The organism is Rouxiella sp. S1S-2, assembly GCF_009208105.1.
In the GTDB taxonomy this organism is placed as follows: domain Bacteria; phylum Pseudomonadota; class Gammaproteobacteria; order Enterobacterales; family Enterobacteriaceae; genus Rouxiella.
In genome coordinates this window covers 2,314,795-2,331,653 of record NZ_WFKL01000001.1, presented here as the reverse complement: position 1 = coordinate 2,331,653, position 16,859 = coordinate 2,314,795, and the positions used below count along the sequence as shown (strand labels likewise).

Sequence of the window (16,859 nt, the reverse complement as noted above, 5' to 3'; positions counted from 1 at the left end):
GCTACTCCGGCCTCGACATCCCGAAATGCTTATAGGCGTGATGAGTGGCCATTCTTCCCCTCGGAGTACGCTGAATGAAGCCTTGCTGAATTAGAAAGGGTTCAATCACGTCTTCAATGGTTTCACGCTCTTCACCAATTGCGGCAGCGAGGTTGTCGAGCCCGACGGGTCCGCCCATAAACTTGTCGATAATCGCCAGCAGCAGCTTACGGTCCATGTAGTCAAAACCTTCGGCATCGACGTCGAGCATATCCAGCGCGCCGTTGGCCGTGTCACCGTTAATCGTACCGTCGCCTTTAACCTCGGCAAAATCACGCACCCGTCGCAGCAGGCGGTTGGCAATACGCGGCGTACCACGCGAACGGCGGGCAATTTGATGCGCCCCCTCTTCTGACAGCTCCAGCCCCAGACAGGTCGCACTGCGGCCAACGATGTGCTGCAAATCGGCAACCTGATAAAATTCAAGGCGCTGCACGATACCAAAACGGTCACGCAGTGGCGACGTCAACGAACCCGCGCGTGTTGTTGCACCCACCAGCGTAAACGGCGGCAAATCGAGTTTGATAGAACGCGCCGCTGGGCCCTCGCCGATCATGATATCCAGCTGATAGTCTTCCATCGCCGGATACAACACCTCTTCTACCACCGGAGATAGGCGGTGAATTTCATCGATAAAAAGGACATCGTGCGGTTCAAGATTGGTTAGCATCGCCGCAAGATCACCGGCTTTTTCAAGCACGGGTCCGGAAGTCGTGCGCAGATTCACGCCCATTTCATTAGCGACAATATTGGCCAGTGTGGTTTTACCCAGCCCGGGCGGGCCAAAAATCAGCAGGTGATCCAGCGCGTCTCCGCGCTGTTTAGCTGCCTGAATGAAGATCTCCATTTGCGAACGCACGTGAGGCTGCCCGACGTATTCGGACAACCGTTTAGGGCGTATCGCTCTGTCGATAACTTCTTCTTCACTAATCACGCCAGAAGAAATAAGACGGTCAGCTTCTATCATCTGTTACCTCACAGAGCCGCGCGCAGCGCTTCTCTAATCAATGTTTCGCACTCTGCACCCGGCTTGGCCACTTTACTGATCATCCGGCTGGCCTCAGGTGGCTTATAACCCAATGAGATAAGTGCGGCAACGGCTTCACCTTCAGCATCAGACTCGTTAGCCTTGGATGCGGCAGCCGGCAAGTTAATATCCGTTGGGCTGTTGAACAGATCGCCATTAAGGCCTTTAAAGCGATCCTTCATTTCGACTACCAGGCGCTCAGCAGTCTTTTTACCGACACCTGGGAGTTTAATCAGACTGGTGATTTCTTCTTTCTCTACAGCACTCACGAACTGCTGAGCGGACATACCGGAAAGAATGGCCAGCGCCAGCTTCGGGCCTACGCCATTGACTTTAATCAGCTCGCGAAACAGCGCGCGCTCCTGTTTGTCATTAAAACCGTACAGAAGTTGCGCGTCTTCACGAACAATAAACTGAGTGAAAACAATTGCTTCCTGACCAAGCTCCGGCAGTTCGTAAAAACAGGTCATCGGCATATGTACTTCATAACCCACGCCGTTGGTTTCCAGCAGCACCAGCGGTGGCTGTTTTTCCAGAATAACGCCTCTGAGACGACCTATCACTTTTACCTTCCTTTGCGGATTAACCCCCCGAGCAACGCCCGCAGAGTGACTGAAATTTTTATCGTTTATATCATAGAAAAGAGCTGGATAGATATCCAGTCTTAATTATCGCATTCTGCCACGCGCCATCTGGAGTTTGTCGGTACTCAGACGAAGCGCATTTTGGCTCATATGGCAGTGAGTAATGGCAATGGCCAACGCATCGGCGGCATCCGATTGAGGATTGGCCGGCAGCTTGAGCAGCGAGCGGACCATGTGCTGCACCTGACTTTTTTCGGCGGCGCCAGTACCGACCACCGTTTGTTTAACCTGACGTGCGGCGTATTCAAACACCGGCAAATCCTGATTGACCGCCGCCACAATCGCCGCACCGCGTGCCTGCCCCAGCTTGAGCGCCGAGTCAGGATTTTTAGCCATAAACACCGACTCAATGGCAAAGAAGTCCGGTTGAAATTGGGTAATGATTTCGGTAACGCCCGCGTAGATAAGCTTTAAGCGCCCCGGCATATCGGTCACTACCGTGCGAATGCATCCGCTGCCCAAATAGCTGAGCTGCCTGCCTTCTTGGCGAATAATGCCATAGCCTGTTACGCGTGAACCGGGGTCAATCCCCAGAATTATAGCCATAGCTTATTGATACCTTCTCTTGGGATAACCCTTAACCCGTCGACTGTCTCTCGTAAAAAACACAGTTTCCTGCGTCTTAAACGGGGTGTTCTGCTGGCAAGTTTGTCTGGAATTGAGATAAAAAACAAACCGGACCGAGGATGTCCGTAAAGCCAGCCGGAAAACGCGAGCCCGTCGCGCCTCCGGCTGAGGAGTAGATTACAGTGTTTCTGCAATCTCGTCGGAGATTTCACCGTTGTGGTAAACCTCCTGCACATCATCACAGTCTTCAAGCATGTCGATAAGACGCAGCAACTTAGGCGCGGTGTCGGCATCCATGTCGGTTTTAGTTGCCGGGATCATGGTCACTTCTGCCTGATCGGCGACAAAACCTGCCGCGGCCAATGCGTCTTTCACATCACCCACGCTTTCCCATGCGGTATAAACGTCGATTGCGCCGTCGTCAAAGGTCTGAACGTCGTCAGCACCGGCCTCGAGCGCCGCTTCCATGATAACGTCTTCATCCTGACCCGGTGCAAAGGTGATCACGCCGGTTTTGGTGAACAGGTAAGCCACCGAACCGTCGGTACCGAGGTTGCCGCCGGTTTTGTTGAAGGCGTGACGAACTTCGGCAACGGTGCGGTTACGGTTATCACTCAGGCATTCAACCATGACGGCAGTGCCGCCCGGACCGTAGCCTTCATAGATGATGGTTTCCATGTTGCTATCATCATCACCGCCCACGCCGCGTGCAATTGCACGGTTCAGGGTGTCGCGCGTCATGTTGTTGGACAACGCTTTGTCAATAGCCGCACGAAGACGTGGGTTGGCACCCGGATCGCCACCGCCCAGCTTCGCCGCGGTTACCAGCTCACGAATAATTTTGGTGAAAATTTTACCGCGTTTTGAGTCTTGTGCTGCTTTGCGGTGTTTGGTGTTGGCCCACTTACTGTGACCTGCCATAAAAAATCTCCATAAGCCTTAGCCAGGCTGAACTCATTTAGATAATCGACAGTCTTGTACGCTGAATCTTGAACGTTTCGTGTAAAGACCTAATAAATAACAAATTCTTCAATCGCCTGCTGGTTGCTCGGTGACTTGGTAAACGCGGCCGCAGCCGCTTTGTCCAGCCATCGATAGGCGTGATGCTCGGTCAGAACAATGTCACGTTCTTCGGGCAATGCCAGGCAGAACCAGTGCTCTTTATTCCAGGTCACGCCCGGAGCATAGCGATGGCGCAGGTGCGCAAACAGTTCAAACTCAACGCAGCGCTCGCAGTTCTGCAAGACCAGATTTTCGCCGGCAATATCGATGCCAACCTCCTCCAAAACCTCACGCTGCGCGGTTTGTGCGGGTGATTCACCGTCTTCCAGACTGCCGGTAACCGACTGCCAGAATTCGATGTCATCACGCCGCTGGAGCATCAGCACCCGGCCGTTGTTGCTGGCATAGATGACAACCAGTATCGACTCAGGACGCTTATAGCTCATTACTCATTCTCTGGATTTGCGTCAGGTGCCGCTTTTTTAGCAATGATGCTAATGCCCAGCTCAACCAGTGATGCAGGATTGGCAAAGTTTGGTGCTTCCGTCATCAGGCAGGCCGCTGCCGTGGTTTTCGGGAAGGCAATAACGTCGCGAATGTTGTCAGTACCGGTTAATAGCATGACCAGGCGGTCAAGACCAAACGCCAGGCCTGCGTGCGGTGGAGCGCCGTATTTCAAGGCGTCGAGCAGGAAGCCGAACTTCTCGCGCTGCTCTTGCTCGGTAATACCCAGAATGCTGAATACCGCCTGCTGCATTTCACCGCGGTGAATACGCACCGAACCGCCACCCACTTCATAACCGTTGATCACCATGTCGTAGGCATTGGCAATGGCCGACGTCGGGTTAGAAGCCAGCTCCTGCGCATTCATCTCTTTAGGCGCAGTGAACGGATGGTGCATCGCAGTCAGGCCGCCTTCATCGGTGTCTTCAAACATCGGGAAGTCAACAACCCACAGCGGGGCCCACGCGGATTCGTTAGTAATTTTCAAATCACGACCGATTTTCAAACGCAGCGCGCCGATAGCATCGGTAACAATTTTAGCACTGGCCGCGCCGAAGAAAATCATGTCACCGTCCTGCGCCTGAGTACGCTCGATCAGCGCTCTCAGCAGCTCGGCGTTCAGGAATTTAGCCACCGGGCTTTGAATACCTTCAAGGCCTTTCGCCACTTCGTTGACTTTGATGTAAGCCAGACCTTTCGCGCCATAAATCTCGATGAACTTGGCGTATTCGTCGATTTGCTTACGGCTCAGCTGGGCGGCGCCAGGAACGCGCAGTGCGGCAACGCGGCCTTTAGGGTCATTGGCCGGATCGGCAAAGACTTTGAACTCGATAGTTTTGAACAGGTCAGCAACGTCGACCAGTTCCATCGGATTACGCAGATCCGGTTTATCAGAACCATAGCGACGCATGGCTTCGGCAAACGTCATGATAGGGAAATCGCCCAGGGCCACACCTTTAACTTCAAGCCACAGCTCACGCGCCAATTTCTCCATAATTTCACGCACCTGTTCGGCGGTCATGAAGGAAGTTTCAACGTCGATCTGGGTGAATTCAGGCTGACGGTCTGCACGCAAGTCCTCATCACGGAAGCACTTAACGATTTGATAGTAGCGATCGAAGCCCGACATCATTAACAGTTGTTTAAACAGCTGTGGGGACTGCGGCAGCGCATAAAACTTGCCTTTGTGTACGCGGCTCGGCACCAAATAGTCACGTGCGCCTTCTGGCGTAGCCTTAGTCAGCATCGGCGTTTCGATGTCGAGGAAGTCGTGGCTGTCCATAAAGCGGCGCACCAGGCTGGTGATGCGTGCGCGAGTTTTCAGGCGGTTGGCCATGTCGGGACGACGCAGGTCAAGATAGCGGTATTTCAGACGCGCTTCTTCGGTATTGGTCTGGTTGGAGTCCAGCGGCAGTGGCTCAGAACGGTTAATGATGTTCAGCTGGCTGGCAAACACTTCCACTTCACCGGTGGCCATGTCTTTATTAAACTGGCTTTCAGGACGCGCGCGAACGGTACCGGTCAACTGCACGCAAAACTCATTACGCAGTTCTGATGCCAATTCGTACGCCGTGCTTTGATCCGGATCGAAAAATACCTGCACGATGCCTTCACGGTCGCGCAAATCGATGAAGATCAAACCACCCAGATCGCGACGGCGGTTAACCCAACCGCACAAAGTCACTTCCTGGCCAACGTTGGACGAATTTAGCTTGCCACAATATTCAGTACGCATAACGGTATCCCTTTGATCTCACGGCCTGTGAGAATCGGAGTAATATGGGTCGAAAAAAGGCGGTCATTATAAAGGAATTTCGCGCAGACGATAAGAGCGAACACGCAGTAGATGCAGCTGAAATTCGCTCAGACGCCTTCTCACACATAATTTAACAAATTTCCTAACATCTCCCCTACCTGGTTGACATAAACTCTTAGAGAATTCTTAGTACCCTAAGTAACTGCCATCGCCAGGACGCAGTGCAGGTACGTGGGTTTCTCCTTCTATAAATTTGCGAGTCTCTTCTTATGTCTTTGAAACTTGATCCTAAAACAACCGCTCTGGTCGTCATCGATTTGCAAAAAGGCATTTTGCCGTATGCCGGTGGCCCACACTCCGCACAGCAAGTATTGGACAAAGCCACTGAGCTAAAAACTCGCTTTAACACCCTGGGCGCACCGGTGTTCATGGTACGCGTGGGTTGGTCAGCCACCTTCGATGAAGCGCTGAAGCAGCCGGTTGATGCTTCAGCTCCGGCTGCTAGCCTGCCTGATAACTGGTGGGAATTCCCTGAGCAACTTAACGTAACTGACAAAGACCTCCAGGTTGTAAAACGCCAATGGGGCGCATTCTACGGCACCGATTTGGAGCTGCAACTGCGCCGTCGCGGCATCAAAACCGTGGTACTGTGCGGCATCTCCACCAACATCGGCGTTGAGTCTACCGCGCGTAACGCCTGGGAACTGGGCTTTGAATTAGTGATTGCCGAAGATGCGTGCAGCGCACACAATAACGACCATCACCAGTCAAGCGTGCAGTTTATTTTCCCGCGCATCAGTCGCGTTCGTTCCACTGAAGAGGTGCTTGCTGCCATCGCGGAGTAAGGTTACCCTGCTTGATGTCAGCCAACGCCGCCTCCGGGCGGCGTTTTATTTTATTAACCTCGGTTAAAAGGACAGTCGAAAGGACGGTATCCGACATGTATATTGGACTTCCTCAGTGGCATCACAGCGCATGGAACAGCCTTGGCCTGCACGACCTCGCCGACTACGCGCGCTATTTTAACTGTGTTGAAGGCAATACGACGTTTTACGCGCTGCCAAAGCCTGAAATCGTGATGCGCTGGCGCGATATGACCCACGATGACTTCCGCTTCTGTTTTAAATTTCCCTCGACCATCAGTCACAAAGCCGCACTGCAAAACTGCCGGCAGGATCTTGATGCTTTTTATCAATGCCTCGCGCCGCTTGAAAATCGTATCGGCCAACTTTGGCTACAGCTGCCTGCCGCCTTTGCTCCCCGTGACCTCGACCGTCTGTGGCGCTTTCTTGATGCGCTACCCAAAGGCTTTGACTACGGTGTTGAAGTACGCAACCTGCTGTTTTTCAACAAAGGCGAAGAGGAGCGCGCGCTGAACCGCGGTCTGCATCAGCGCGGAATAAACCGCACGCTGCTCGACAGCCGTCCGGTACATCACGCCACCAGCATTACTGAGGCAGTGCTTGAGGCGAAAAGAAAAAAACCGCAGTTGCCGGTGCATGCGATAGTGACCGCGACTCGGCCGATTGTGCGTTTCATCGGTGGCGATGATTTAGCGGTTAATCAGCAGTGGTTTGCGCAGTGGATTGAAAAACTGGTCGACTGGCAGAAGCAGGGTCACGCCCCCTATCTGTTCATTCACTCTCCAGACTGTAGCGATGCCCCGCAGCAGGCTCAGGCGCTGTGGCGAACGCTGCGCCAACATTTACCCGCGGTAGGGCCTGAACCCGATTGGCCAGAGCAAGACTCTTTATTTTAACCCCCCCACCGTAACCTGCGCTGAGGGGCATTTTTTTCGGGTATCCGCGGGACGGAATCTGATAAACTCCGCCCCCATAACAGCAAATCCGTTTTTTTTGCTCCCCTTTTTACTTTTTGGTCTGACTCGGCACTATGACTAACCAAGATAAACTTTTTTCTGCTCCGATAGATAAACTCGGCGACTGGACCTTTGACGAACGCGTCGCGGAAGTCTTTCCTGATATGATCCAGCGTTCAGTGCCGGGCTATTCAAATATTATTTCGATGATTGGCATGCTGGCAGAGCGTTTTGTTAAGCCAAACAGCAAGGTCTACGATCTCGGCTGTTCGCTGGGTGCCGCTACGCTTTCAATGCGTCGCAACATTACCGTGCCGGGCTGTGAAATCATCGCGGTGGATAATTCTCCAGCCATGGTCGAACGCTGCCGCCGTCATATTGACGCCTTTCGCGCCGAGACGCCGGTTAGCGTGATTGAGGCCGATATTCTCGACGTTGAGTTAAAAGATGCTTCGATGGTGGTGCTCAACTTTACGCTACAATTCTTGCAACCTGCCGACCGCCAGCGCCTGTTAAATCAGGTTTATCAGGGTATGCGTCCGGGTGCCGCCTTGGTGCTGTCTGAGAAGTTCAGCTTTAACGACGCCGACGTGGGCGAACTGCTGTTCAACATGCACCATGATTTTAAGCGTGCCAACGGCTACAGCGAGCTCGAAATCAGTCAAAAGCGCAGCATGCTAGAGAACGTCATGCTGACCGACTCCGTTGAGACACACAAAGCCCGTCTGCATCAGGCCGGGTTTGAACACGCGGAAGTGTGGTTCCAATGCTTCAACTTCGGCTCTTTGATTGCCATTAAAGCGGGAGAATCGGCGTGATCGAGTTTGGTGATTTTTATCGCGCTATTGCCAAAGGGCCACTCAGCCCATGGTTGAATACCCTGCCCTCGCAGCTTACCGCCTGGCAAAAAGAGTCGCTTCACGGCAAGTTCAAAATGTGGTTCAACGCTGTAGACCGCCTGCCGCTGCTACAGCCTGAACGCCTGGATCTGCTGCACAGCGTGACCGCCAATACGCTGGCGCCGCTGCCAAAAGGCCAGCTTGAAGGCATGGAAAACCTGCTGCGTAATTTAATGCCATGGCGTAAAGGCCCGTTTTCCCTGTATGACATTGAAATAGAAACCGAATGGCGTTCAGACTGGAAGTGGGATCGCGTACTGCCGCATATTTCCTCTTTGGCCGGACGCACGGTACTGGACGTGGGGTGCGGAAGCGGATACCACATGTGGCGCATGATTGGTGCTGGTGCGCATTTTGCGGTCGGCATTGACCCTATGCAGCTTTTTTTATGCCAGTTTGAGGCGGTGCGTAAACTGCTGGGCGGCGATCAGCGTGCGCATTTATTGCCGCTGGGTATAGAACAGCTTCCTGAGCTTAATGCGTTTGACACACTATTTTCAATGGGCGTGCTGTACCACCGGCGCTCACCGCTAGACCATCTGCTGCAGTTAAAAAATCAGCTGGTTAGCGGCGGCGAGCTGGTGCTGGAAACCATCGTAATTGAAGGCGACAGTCATCAAGTGCTGGTACCGGGCGATCGCTATGCCCAAATGAATAATATCTACTTTATTCCCTCCGCCGAGGCGTTGAAGGGCTGGCTCATCAAGTGCGGTTTCGTCAATGTACGTATTGCCGACGTGAGCCTCACCACGACAGAGGAACAGCATCGCACTTCCTGGATGACCAGCGAGTCGCTTGCCGAATTCCTCGACCCGAATGACAGCACTAAAACAGTGGAAGGTTATCCCGCGCCACGTCGAGCCTTGCTGATTGCAAATAAGCCCTAGCCTCTCCCGCTCCTTTACGTCGACGATGCCCTCGTGTTAAGGGAGCGGAAAATAAAACGTCAGCTTTGCCATTCATCGCAATTCGATAAATAAAATCCTATTCATTTAATTGAGGATGAATAATGAAAACGCTAAATCTGTTGCTGGCTTTCACCGCGCTTACGGCGGGTCACGTTTTTGCCCAGCAGACTCCCGTCGCACCGGGCTGTAACCTGATTAACAGCAATGCACCTTCGCAGGTCATTTCATGCTACCGCCAGCAGCTGGCGGCAATGCCTTTAAACTACGCCTTGGTCAGCACCGAGATGTTTGAGAATGTGGAAATCAGGAAATATCAGATGATTTCACAGTCCTGGTCGCCAGAAAGTTTAGTCAGTCCTGCTCAGTGGAAAGAGGATGTGACGATAGGTATTCCCCGCTCTCCCAAGTCACCCAAGGCGCTGATTGCCGTCGATATAAGCGACGATAGCCTGTTAAAAGTGGTGCAGCAAACGAATACCATTGTCATTTCACTGAAAACCATCCCGACGCGTGATTTAATTTATCAGCAGGATAATAAACCGCTGGAAGAAGACGACAGCATCGCACGCACCTGGAAGTTATATACCGAGCAACCGTCTAAAAGACAGCAGTTGCCACTGCAAATTCCGATGACGGCCACCATCTCTCAAACCATCAGGCTGGCTAAAAAAGAGCTAGTGCGGTGGCATATCGACGAGTTTATCGTTGCCGGGGCCTCTAAACGAGGATGGGCAACCTGGTTAACGGCAATTTCTGACCCGAACGTCGTCGCTATCGTGCCTTTTGTCATTGACGTACTTAATACCAAGTCGGCAATCTTGAACATGTATAAAACCTACGGTGGGAACTGGCCGATTGCTTTTGCGCCCTATTACAATCAGGGGATAGACCGTTTAGTTAACAATTCAGACTTTTTGAAAATGTTAAACATTATTGACCCGATGCAATATTTGGGCACTCGGGCGCAGTCAGGACTCGCGATCCCAAAATATATTGTTAATGCCAGCGGCGATGATTTTTTTCCCCCTGATAATTCCCGTTTCTATTATGAAAAATTGCCAGGTATTAAGTCACTGCGCATCGCGCCAAATACCGGACATCTCGGGATTCAGGATTACATTCAGCAGTCACTGATTGCCTTTATCAATCGCCTGCAGGACGATAGACCGTTGCCTGTTATTACCACTGCGCCTTACAGGCAGAGCAATAGCCAGAACCTCACTGTCCACTTCTCGGAGAAGCCGCGAAAAGTACTGCGCTGGACGGCGACGAATTCTGCAGCCAGAGATTTCCGCTTCGCCTGCGGTATTACCTACACCCCTACGCCGCTCACCGTCGGAGCAGGTAATAATGTGAGTACCTCCTTGAATTATAACGGTCCGGGATGGCAGGCAACGTTTGTCGAAGCCACCTTTATGGACGGCTATGTTGCCACCACCCAGGTCTACATCACACCGGACGGCAAGTATCCGAAGGTGGCACCGCCCTCAAATGACAGTGGCTGCAAGACCCTGCCAGGTCGTTGATTTTTCGTCCAGTTTTCATAGGATTTTCCTTAAAAAAGCCCAATTAGTGACTTTATTGGCAAGAAAAAAACTAAGTAGTTTTTTGTCTGCTAACCTTATTTAACGACCAATAAGGAGAGTTCAATTATGTTTAATCAAGCAGAAGATAAAGTAAAACAAGTAGCGGGTGCAGCGCAGGAAGCTTTTGGTGATGCTACTGACTCCCCTGAACATCAGGCAAAAGGTGCAGCGCGCAAATATGCTTCTCAAGCCAGCTATGCCGCGAAAGATGCCGTGTCGACCGCAGTCGATCAGGTAAAAGAAAATCCATTTGCCGGTGTCGCGGTTGCAGGTGCGGTCGGTATTGTGATTGGTTATCTGTTAGGCCGGAAGTAAAGTGGTATAAATCTCTGGACGGCTGTATGAAATTTCCTCACCTGTGTTGATCTACTGCAGATTAGGGTTATTATGCCAACCGCATAATATTTACACACAGCTGTTCCAAAAAAGATAACTACTAGCACCCTTTTTTATTGAGCCATCAGCGCAAGTTGATGGCTCTTTTACTACATATGCGGCAATGATTTGTACCAATCGTTTCGATCCCCTTAACAGCCTGACAAACTTCGTCTGTTGCGAAAAGCACAGTCGGTTGAGTATGCTATTTATGATAGGGATCAAGACAGGGGTTTGAAATGACACATGAAATAGCAGCATTACGCGTGGCAGCCTCTAGCATTCTAAATACTGTTGAGTCAGCCAACGGCATTCCCTCTTTGGAGCAAGTGACACAAGAAGTCATCGGCTTTGTCGCCAAGGGTCATCTTCGTGCTCTGATAGACAAGTCAGAAAAACTCAGCGTCATGAATGCTGCATTAACCGCCGAACGCGATCGATGGGCCGAGGTTTGTAAGCGTGCAGAAGCCGTAGAAGCGGAGCTTGCACTGTTAAAAAGCACCCACACACCTGTCGCATGGACCGACGAAGAAGAGTTGGTAGAAATGCGATCGGGTACTTGTGGGACTATGTTCAATGGCGACCATATTGACAGGTCCTGCGGTGAATGGTTTCCACTGTACCTGCATGCTCAAGCGAAGCCCGTTGTTATTTTACCCCAAAGACACTCTCACGATGAAATCCACGATGATAGAGAGTGTTTTGATTGCGATGAAATTATTGCCGCCGTAAGGGCTTCTGGCTGTATTGTAAAGGACAGCTGAGATTATCTTTATCAATTGGCGCTCATAGAGAAAGCCCCACAGCGTAAGGGGGCTTTTTATCACTTAGGAATTTATCTGCTTTAATAACGAATACGCCCGCTAAACCCCGCCGTTAACACCACACTTCCTTTTATTTGCATCGCGTCTTCAGTCTCAGGGTTATCGAGGCGCTTAAGAAAGCAGTCGGCCCACCAGTGGCTGTCGTGCCTGTTTACTTCTGCGAGCAGATGAGCGTGGCGTTTTTTCCTTTCGGCAAGCGGCAGTTTCAGCGCCGAATTTAGCGCATCGGCAATCGCATTGGGGTCGTAAGGGTTTACAATGATGGCCCCTTTCATCGACTCGGTGTCACCTGCAAACTGTGACAAAATCAGCACGCCGGGGTTGTCAGAGTCTTGAGAGGCTACGTACATTCTCGCCATCAGACTCATGCCCGCCATCAATGGTGTCACTAATGCCACGCGCGATGCCCGATAAATCCCGCACAATTCTTCCTGGCTAAAATCCTGGCTGATAAAGCTGACTGCATGAGTATCGGTGAGCCCTTTCAGCTCTTCCTTTAGCGTTTTTTCAAGCGATTCCGTGGCGTTTGAAGGCGTGGTCAGTTGAAGCAACGTGGTGGATTTTGCATATTCGGGATGCATCTTTAACAAAATGTCCATCCCACGGATCCGGTTGGGAAATCCTGTAATATCATCAAGATGTCCCCCACTGAGAATAATATTTGCCGGAAGCGTCTCCTTGCACTGCCTTTCCATAAAGCGGCAGCTATTGCTCTCTTTTAGGCACACAGACACGCTGGTATCAATCCCGACAGGAAAAACGCCGGTGGAAATTACCCTGCCATGAATACGGAAAGTGGTTTGGCCAAGGTGCTCAATCCTAAACTCCGTTTCTACCCACAGCAGGAAATTATTCATGTCCTGCACCGTTTGAAAGCCTATCAGGTCACAGCACAGCAGCGAGCCTATCAGACTATGCCAATCGGGAATGGCTTCAAATGATTGCCCCGCCGGAAATGATTGGTGAAAACAGAAGCCTATGCGATTAGTGAGGCCGGCATCGCGAATTAATTTGATGCTGGGGATAAGGTGATAATCCTGTATCCAGATAGCGTCATCCGGCATCGCGTATTCGGTTACGGCTCTCGCATAGGTCTCGTTAAGTTTGAGATACTGTTTGAGGCCTTCAGTAGTGAAACGTGCAAGATCCGGACGCTGGTGAAAAACGGGCCATAATCCTTGATAAACATACCCGTAATAACCCTCTTCGCACTCTTCATGAGTGAGAGGAAAGGTGAGCGTGTCATACTTGTTGCCGACACGAAACGACAGCGGATGACGTGCATCTGGGTCGTCCTCAACCACATCGCCGTTCCAACTCACCCAAATCCCGCCACGCAGGGACATAATCCCGTCGTAGATTGAAGAAAGCACCGAATGCTGGTGCAAATTATGAGAAACCAGAATTAAACCTGACATCGTTTTTTACCTGATAAGCGTTGCTTTCAATGGGAGTCAATATTCGCCTGCGGCACCTGTAAACAACAGAGTACGGTACTGCATGCATGCGTGGCGGGATGGGCAAGACAGCAGTCTACCAGCCAGGAGCCAAGGCCGATGTAGCGGTATTCCGGCGTGATAAAAACGTCGCTAATGACGGCAATATCGGCCAAATCTGTGATTATTCGCGCAAATCCAATCTGTCTGTCGTTTCTGTATAAACCGAAACACAAACTGTTGTGTACCCTGATCTCAACATTACGAACGTCACTGACTCGCGCATCTTGAGTGCAAGGCAATGCTTTCTGGATAAAGCTGAAGTTCAGCAGTTTTTTATCCGTGTTGACGCAGAACGCGCCTCGATACCATCTCCGGGGAGAGAGCATTTTTATGCGCTGCTGTTCAATCAATGCCTTGGGCGTGCCACTGTTTGCAAGAGACTCACTATCGATTAAGCGATGATTTTTCATTGCCATATTCTCTGTTTAAAAGCCGATATCCTTAACTCAGCTAATTAAACCGACTGGCATGTTAAAAAAGCGTAAAAATCGTGGCGGGTTATATAAAAATTGTGCAGGTGCGGAGTCATTCAGCGCGTCCGATAACGCGCTATCAGCTCATACTGGCTTCAATATTAATATCAATCTTAATCGGGTCTGCCACCAGCAATAAATAACTGTCCATACCGAATGCTGAGCGAGAAATAGTGGTGTTGGCATGCAGGCTCATCCCCCTTTTTAACGCATTTAGATGATTATCGGGAACAATCTCGGCGTCTAGTATTACTGGCCGCTGAATATTTTTAATCTGTAGAGAACCTAAAACCCGATAGTGACCCCCGCCAATGTCAATCACTCTGGTGCTAGTAAAGTGCGCGAGGGGAAAGTGTGCTTCATCGAAAAAAGTACCGCTTTTGAGTTCGTTCGTCAGCAGGATGTTCTGAGCATTCAGAGAATAGAGGGGGATATTAACAACGATTTTATCGTCAAAATCCTTATTGCTATCAAACGTAATAGCACCCGTGATGTGTGTTAGCTGCGCATGAGAAATAGCGTGACCGGCGAGTGTCCAGAAAACCTCGACGGAGGTTTTCTGGGTGTTAATCGCATACTGAACTGGGTTGGCACATGCCATCGCTGAATAGGCGATAGATAAGGATAAAAAGGTCGATACACGCAGCATACGAGACTCTCCAGACGGATGTCTGATGTTAACGTTTGAGTCGACGATTTTATTCGAGGATTTATTAGCTATACGCTACTTTGGCCGGTGTTGGCGGCACAAGCAGAATAATTTCAGAGGCTATTACAGCAACTCGCTACCAGACGTAGCGCACGCCGGTTAATTTCTCGCTCAATTCCCACAAACGTCTCGCAGCAGCGGGGTCTGCCGCCCAAGAGCTGACGCCGATTTCGGCTCCGTCCTCAGTGGCGAATGCAGCAATGTTAACATCGTCGCAGTAGACACCGCCCTTCCCGGCCAGAATCGGATCTATCGCGCACCATACCTGCGTCGCCGCGCCCTGCTCGACCGTTTTGAAACCTGCATCTTCGGTGGTTTTTAGTTCACCGTTTTCTTTGAGTGCACCAACGAGCTCGAAATCACTCCGTTCCATGTGGCGAGTCAGTGCAGTATAGATAGCGCCCGGATGCAGGGAGAAAGCACGGATGTTGTGCTTCTCGCCGAGCTTATCGAGTTCCAGTGCGAACAAGGCGTTGGCCGTTTTAGATTGACCGTAGGCCAACCATTTGTCATACGGGCGCTGATTAAAATTAGGATCGACCATATCAACTCCAGTAAAGCGATGACCGCGTGAAGAAACACAGACCACTCGTGCACCCTTAGCTTTCTTCAGCGCAGGGAGTAAACGTGCGGTCAATTGATAATGCCCCAGATGGTTGGTGGAAAATTGCCATTCGTTGCCTCGTGCATCACGTTTCAGCGGGGAAGCCATCACGCCTGCGCTGTTAATCAAAATATGCAGCGCTCGTCCAGTCTGTACAAAGCGTTCGGCGAAGGCATCAATCGAAACGGGGTCCATAAGATCTAAAAAGTCAGTCTCAACGTTGGGGATCCCCTTTAGCGCCTCTTGCGCTTTTTCCATATCGCGTGTAGGTACTCTCACCTGCGCACCGGCTTGCGCCAGTACGCGCACCGTTTCCAATCCAATACCTGAATAGCCACCCGTCACAATGACATTGATACCCATCAGGTTGCGCTGGCCTAACACGTCGCTGGCCGTTGAATGTTTGTCGAATCCAGAATTCAGTGGTTGTTGTTGAGTGGTCATAAAGTCAGTTCCAATGTGGTTGAATCGTAAGATAACCCCGGGGTCATCGGGTAGCCGACAACCCATAATGAGGGATATTCACCAGACTTTGAATGCACTAACGTCCGTAGTATTGTCGAGATCGTCTGATTTAGTGTGACATGCCACATCAGTCTGACGCTATGATGCTATTGTAGAAGTAAGCCTATCGGGTATGGTCCGCGCATAATGTCGTGAGCCAGAAAATAACGGAGCCGTGAAATGGACCCACTTTCAGACGTACTCTCACAGCTCAATGCTGACAAAGCCTATGTTTTAGGGTTGCGCACCGGTGGAGATTGGGGCATGCATTTTCCGCCGCCGACGAAGATTAAATTTAATGCTGTGGTAGAAGGCAGCTGCTGGTTGACGGTCGAAGGCGAACCTGCACCGATTCATTTGCAACCAGGCGACTGTTTTATTTTGACTCGTCCGCGGGCTTTTATCTTGGCGAGCGCATTGGAAATTGTCACTGAAAACGCCGTCGATATATTTCGAGATGCAGTGAAAGGCGTTATGCAATATGGGTCTGAACAAGATTTTTTCATGATTGGTGGTGGGTTTAATTATGGGCAAGAGGCGCGCCTGTTGCTTGATAGTCTGCCCACCGTGGCGGTGGTCAATGCGCATACTGATTCTGCGCCGATTCTGCGTTGGGCCTTGGCTCTGTTGGTACAAGAATTGTCCAACGCTTCGCCCGGCGGTGCAATGATGGCGCAGCAACTGGGTAACATTATGCTGATTCAAGTCCTGCGCCAGTATCTGGGGGTTGAACAAGACAGCCCAGCAGGATGGCTATTTGCGCTTTCAGACCCAAGGGTTAATAGCGCATTGGAAGCTATGCATGCCGAACCGGCTAAACGCTGGAGCGTTCAGCAACTGGCGGATATCGCAGGGGTATCACGCTCGACCTTTGCCTTGAGTTTCAAACAGAAGGTCGGCTTTGGGCCATTAGAATATTTACTGCGCTGGCGTATGCAGCTCGCTAGCCGACGTTTAGCCGTTGGAAACGTAACGGTTTCAGCCGTAGCGCAATCATTGGGCTATGATTCAGACAGTGCTTTTAGCAATGCCTTTAAACGAATAATGCACTGCTCACCACGAGAGTATCGTGAACGTCCGCGCGAACACGCCCCCTCACGCAGTTAAACTCATGCAGAGA

Annotated in this window: 18 protein-coding genes; 8 read left to right on the top strand and 10 right to left on the bottom strand. The window is 51.1% G+C overall.

Features of this window, described 5'->3' with window-relative positions:
- Position 1 precedes the first annotated feature (1 nt).
- The 6 genes from ruvB to aspS form a co-directional block, all read right to left on the bottom strand.
- A complete protein-coding gene (gene ruvB, locus GA565_RS11050; RefSeq protein ID WP_055771148.1) occupies positions 2-1,006 on the bottom strand; it encodes a Holliday junction branch migration DNA helicase RuvB in 1,005 nt (334 codons plus the stop codon).
- Positions 1,007-1,014: 8 nt separating this feature from the next.
- A complete protein-coding gene (gene ruvA, locus GA565_RS11045; RefSeq protein WP_152198489.1) occupies positions 1,015-1,629 on the bottom strand; it encodes a Holliday junction branch migration protein RuvA in 615 nt (204 codons plus the stop codon).
- Positions 1,630-1,734: 105 nt separating this feature from the next.
- Positions 1,735-2,256 (bottom strand): crossover junction endodeoxyribonuclease RuvC, encoded by a 522-nt coding sequence (gene ruvC, locus GA565_RS11040; protein ID WP_055771142.1) that lies wholly within the window; start codon positions 2,254-2,256, stop codon positions 1,735-1,737.
- Positions 2,257-2,454: 198 nt separating this feature from the next.
- Entirely contained in the window at positions 2,455-3,198 is a 744-nt protein-coding gene (locus tag GA565_RS11035) for a YebC/PmpR family DNA-binding transcriptional regulator (RefSeq protein ID WP_152198488.1), read from the bottom strand.
- Positions 3,199-3,287: 89 nt separating this feature from the next.
- The gene (nudB, locus tag GA565_RS11030; RefSeq protein ID WP_152198487.1) at positions 3,288-3,725 is read right to left on the bottom strand and encodes a dihydroneopterin triphosphate diphosphatase; all 438 of its coding nucleotides are present in this window, start codon (positions 3,723-3,725) and stop codon (positions 3,288-3,290) included.
- Positions 3,725-5,518 carry an aspartate--tRNA ligase gene (gene aspS, locus GA565_RS11025; protein WP_152198486.1) on the bottom strand — a complete coding sequence of 598 codons (1,794 nt, stop codon included), beginning with the start codon at positions 5,516-5,518 and terminating at the stop codon, positions 3,725-3,727. The genes nudB and aspS overlap by 1 nt, the downstream gene beginning before the upstream one ends.
- 290 nt (positions 5,519-5,808) lie before the next feature.
- On the opposite strand from aspS, the gene GA565_RS11020 reads away from it, so the two are divergent.
- The 7 genes from GA565_RS11020 (at position 5,809) to GA565_RS10990 (ending at position 11,890) form a co-directional block, all read left to right on the top strand.
- Positions 5,809-6,384 carry a hydrolase gene (locus GA565_RS11020; protein ID WP_173882070.1) on the top strand — a complete coding sequence of 192 codons (576 nt, stop codon included), beginning with the start codon at positions 5,809-5,811 and terminating at the stop codon, positions 6,382-6,384.
- 95 nt (positions 6,385-6,479) lie between these two features.
- On the top strand, positions 6,480-7,298 hold the full coding sequence (locus GA565_RS11015; protein WP_152198485.1) for a DUF72 domain-containing protein: 819 nt from the start codon (positions 6,480-6,482) through the stop codon (positions 7,296-7,298).
- Between the two features lie 134 nt (positions 7,299-7,432).
- A complete protein-coding gene (gene cmoA / locus GA565_RS11010) occupies positions 7,433-8,176 on the top strand; it encodes a carboxy-S-adenosyl-L-methionine synthase CmoA (RefSeq protein ID WP_152198484.1) in 744 nt (247 codons plus the stop codon).
- A complete protein-coding gene (cmoB, locus tag GA565_RS11005; RefSeq protein WP_152198483.1) occupies positions 8,173-9,144 on the top strand; it encodes a tRNA 5-methoxyuridine(34)/uridine 5-oxyacetic acid(34) synthase CmoB in 972 nt (323 codons plus the stop codon). Before cmoA ends, cmoB begins: the two co-directional genes overlap by 4 nt.
- 122 nt (positions 9,145-9,266) lie before the next feature.
- A complete protein-coding gene (locus GA565_RS11000) occupies positions 9,267-10,691 on the top strand; it encodes a PhoPQ-activated protein PqaA family protein (RefSeq protein WP_152198482.1) in 1,425 nt (474 codons plus the stop codon).
- 126 nt (positions 10,692-10,817) lie between these two features.
- Complete coding sequence (locus GA565_RS10995; RefSeq protein WP_152198481.1) at positions 10,818-11,066, top strand: CsbD family protein; 249 nt, start codon at positions 10,818-10,820, stop codon at positions 11,064-11,066.
- A gap of 299 nt (positions 11,067-11,365) precedes the next feature.
- Positions 11,366-11,890, top strand: coding sequence for a hypothetical protein (locus tag GA565_RS10990; RefSeq protein ID WP_152198480.1), 525 nt, complete (start codon positions 11,366-11,368; stop codon positions 11,888-11,890).
- 80 nt (positions 11,891-11,970) lie between these two features.
- Here GA565_RS10990 and GA565_RS10985 read toward each other — a convergent pair whose 3' ends face one another.
- The 4 genes from GA565_RS10985 to GA565_RS10970 all read right to left on the bottom strand — a co-directional run bounded on the left by GA565_RS10985 (position 11,971) and on the right by GA565_RS10970 (position 15,679).
- Positions 11,971-13,368 carry a trehalose-6-phosphate synthase gene (locus GA565_RS10985; protein ID WP_152198479.1) on the bottom strand — a complete coding sequence of 466 codons (1,398 nt, stop codon included), beginning with the start codon at positions 13,366-13,368 and terminating at the stop codon, positions 11,971-11,973.
- A gap of 26 nt (positions 13,369-13,394) precedes the next feature.
- Positions 13,395-13,859, bottom strand: coding sequence for a GNAT family N-acetyltransferase (locus tag GA565_RS10980; protein ID WP_226950949.1), 465 nt, complete (start codon positions 13,857-13,859; stop codon positions 13,395-13,397).
- A gap of 142 nt (positions 13,860-14,001) precedes the next feature.
- Positions 14,002-14,571 carry a YceI family protein gene (locus tag GA565_RS10975; protein WP_152198478.1) on the bottom strand — a complete coding sequence of 190 codons (570 nt, stop codon included), beginning with the start codon at positions 14,569-14,571 and terminating at the stop codon, positions 14,002-14,004.
- A gap of 136 nt (positions 14,572-14,707) precedes the next feature.
- Positions 14,708-15,679 carry an oxidoreductase gene (locus GA565_RS10970; RefSeq protein ID WP_152198477.1) on the bottom strand — a complete coding sequence of 324 codons (972 nt, stop codon included), beginning with the start codon at positions 15,677-15,679 and terminating at the stop codon, positions 14,708-14,710.
- Between the two features lie 240 nt (positions 15,680-15,919).
- Between GA565_RS10970 and GA565_RS10965 the strand changes: the two genes are divergently transcribed.
- A complete protein-coding gene (locus tag GA565_RS10965; protein ID WP_152198476.1) occupies positions 15,920-16,846 on the top strand; it encodes an AraC family transcriptional regulator in 927 nt (308 codons plus the stop codon).
- Positions 16,847-16,859 lie beyond the last annotated feature (13 nt).

Bases quoted from the DNA above. Each gene is read 5' to 3' on its own strand.
- ruvB (WP_055771148.1), bottom strand. From the start codon at position 1,006: ATGATAGAAGCTGACCGTCTTATTTCTTCTGGCGTGATTAGTGAAGAA.
- ruvC (WP_055771142.1), bottom strand. From the start codon at position 2,256: ATGGCTATAATTCTGGGGATTGACCCCGGTTCACGCGTAACAGGCTAT.
- GA565_RS11035 (WP_152198488.1), bottom strand. From the start codon at position 3,198: ATGGCAGGTCACAGTAAGTGGGCCAACACCAAACACCGCAAAGCAGCA.
- nudB (WP_152198487.1), bottom strand. From the start codon at position 3,725: ATGAGCTATAAGCGTCCTGAGTCGATACTGGTTGTCATCTATGCCAGC.
- aspS (WP_152198486.1), bottom strand. From the start codon at position 5,518: ATGCGTACTGAATATTGTGGCAAGCTAAATTCGTCCAACGTTGGCCAG.
- GA565_RS11020 (WP_173882070.1), top strand. From the start codon at position 5,809: ATGTCTTTGAAACTTGATCCTAAAACAACCGCTCTGGTCGTCATCGAT.
- GA565_RS11015 (WP_152198485.1), top strand. From the start codon at position 6,480: ATGTATATTGGACTTCCTCAGTGGCATCACAGCGCATGGAACAGCCTT.
- cmoA (WP_152198484.1), top strand. From the start codon at position 7,433: ATGACTAACCAAGATAAACTTTTTTCTGCTCCGATAGATAAACTCGGC.
- GA565_RS11000 (WP_152198482.1), top strand. From the start codon at position 9,267: ATGAAAACGCTAAATCTGTTGCTGGCTTTCACCGCGCTTACGGCGGGT.
- GA565_RS10995 (WP_152198481.1), top strand. From the start codon at position 10,818: ATGTTTAATCAAGCAGAAGATAAAGTAAAACAAGTAGCGGGTGCAGCG.
- GA565_RS10990 (WP_152198480.1), top strand. From the start codon at position 11,366: ATGACACATGAAATAGCAGCATTACGCGTGGCAGCCTCTAGCATTCTA.
- GA565_RS10985 (WP_152198479.1), bottom strand. From the start codon at position 13,368: ATGTCAGGTTTAATTCTGGTTTCTCATAATTTGCACCAGCATTCGGTG.
- GA565_RS10980 (WP_226950949.1), bottom strand. From the start codon at position 13,859: ATGAAAAATCATCGCTTAATCGATAGTGAGTCTCTTGCAAACAGTGGC.
- GA565_RS10975 (WP_152198478.1), bottom strand. From the start codon at position 14,571: ATGCTGCGTGTATCGACCTTTTTATCCTTATCTATCGCCTATTCAGCG.
- GA565_RS10970 (WP_152198477.1), bottom strand. From the start codon at position 15,679: ATGACCACTCAACAACAACCACTGAATTCTGGATTCGACAAACATTCA.
- GA565_RS10965 (WP_152198476.1), top strand. From the start codon at position 15,920: ATGGACCCACTTTCAGACGTACTCTCACAGCTCAATGCTGACAAAGCC.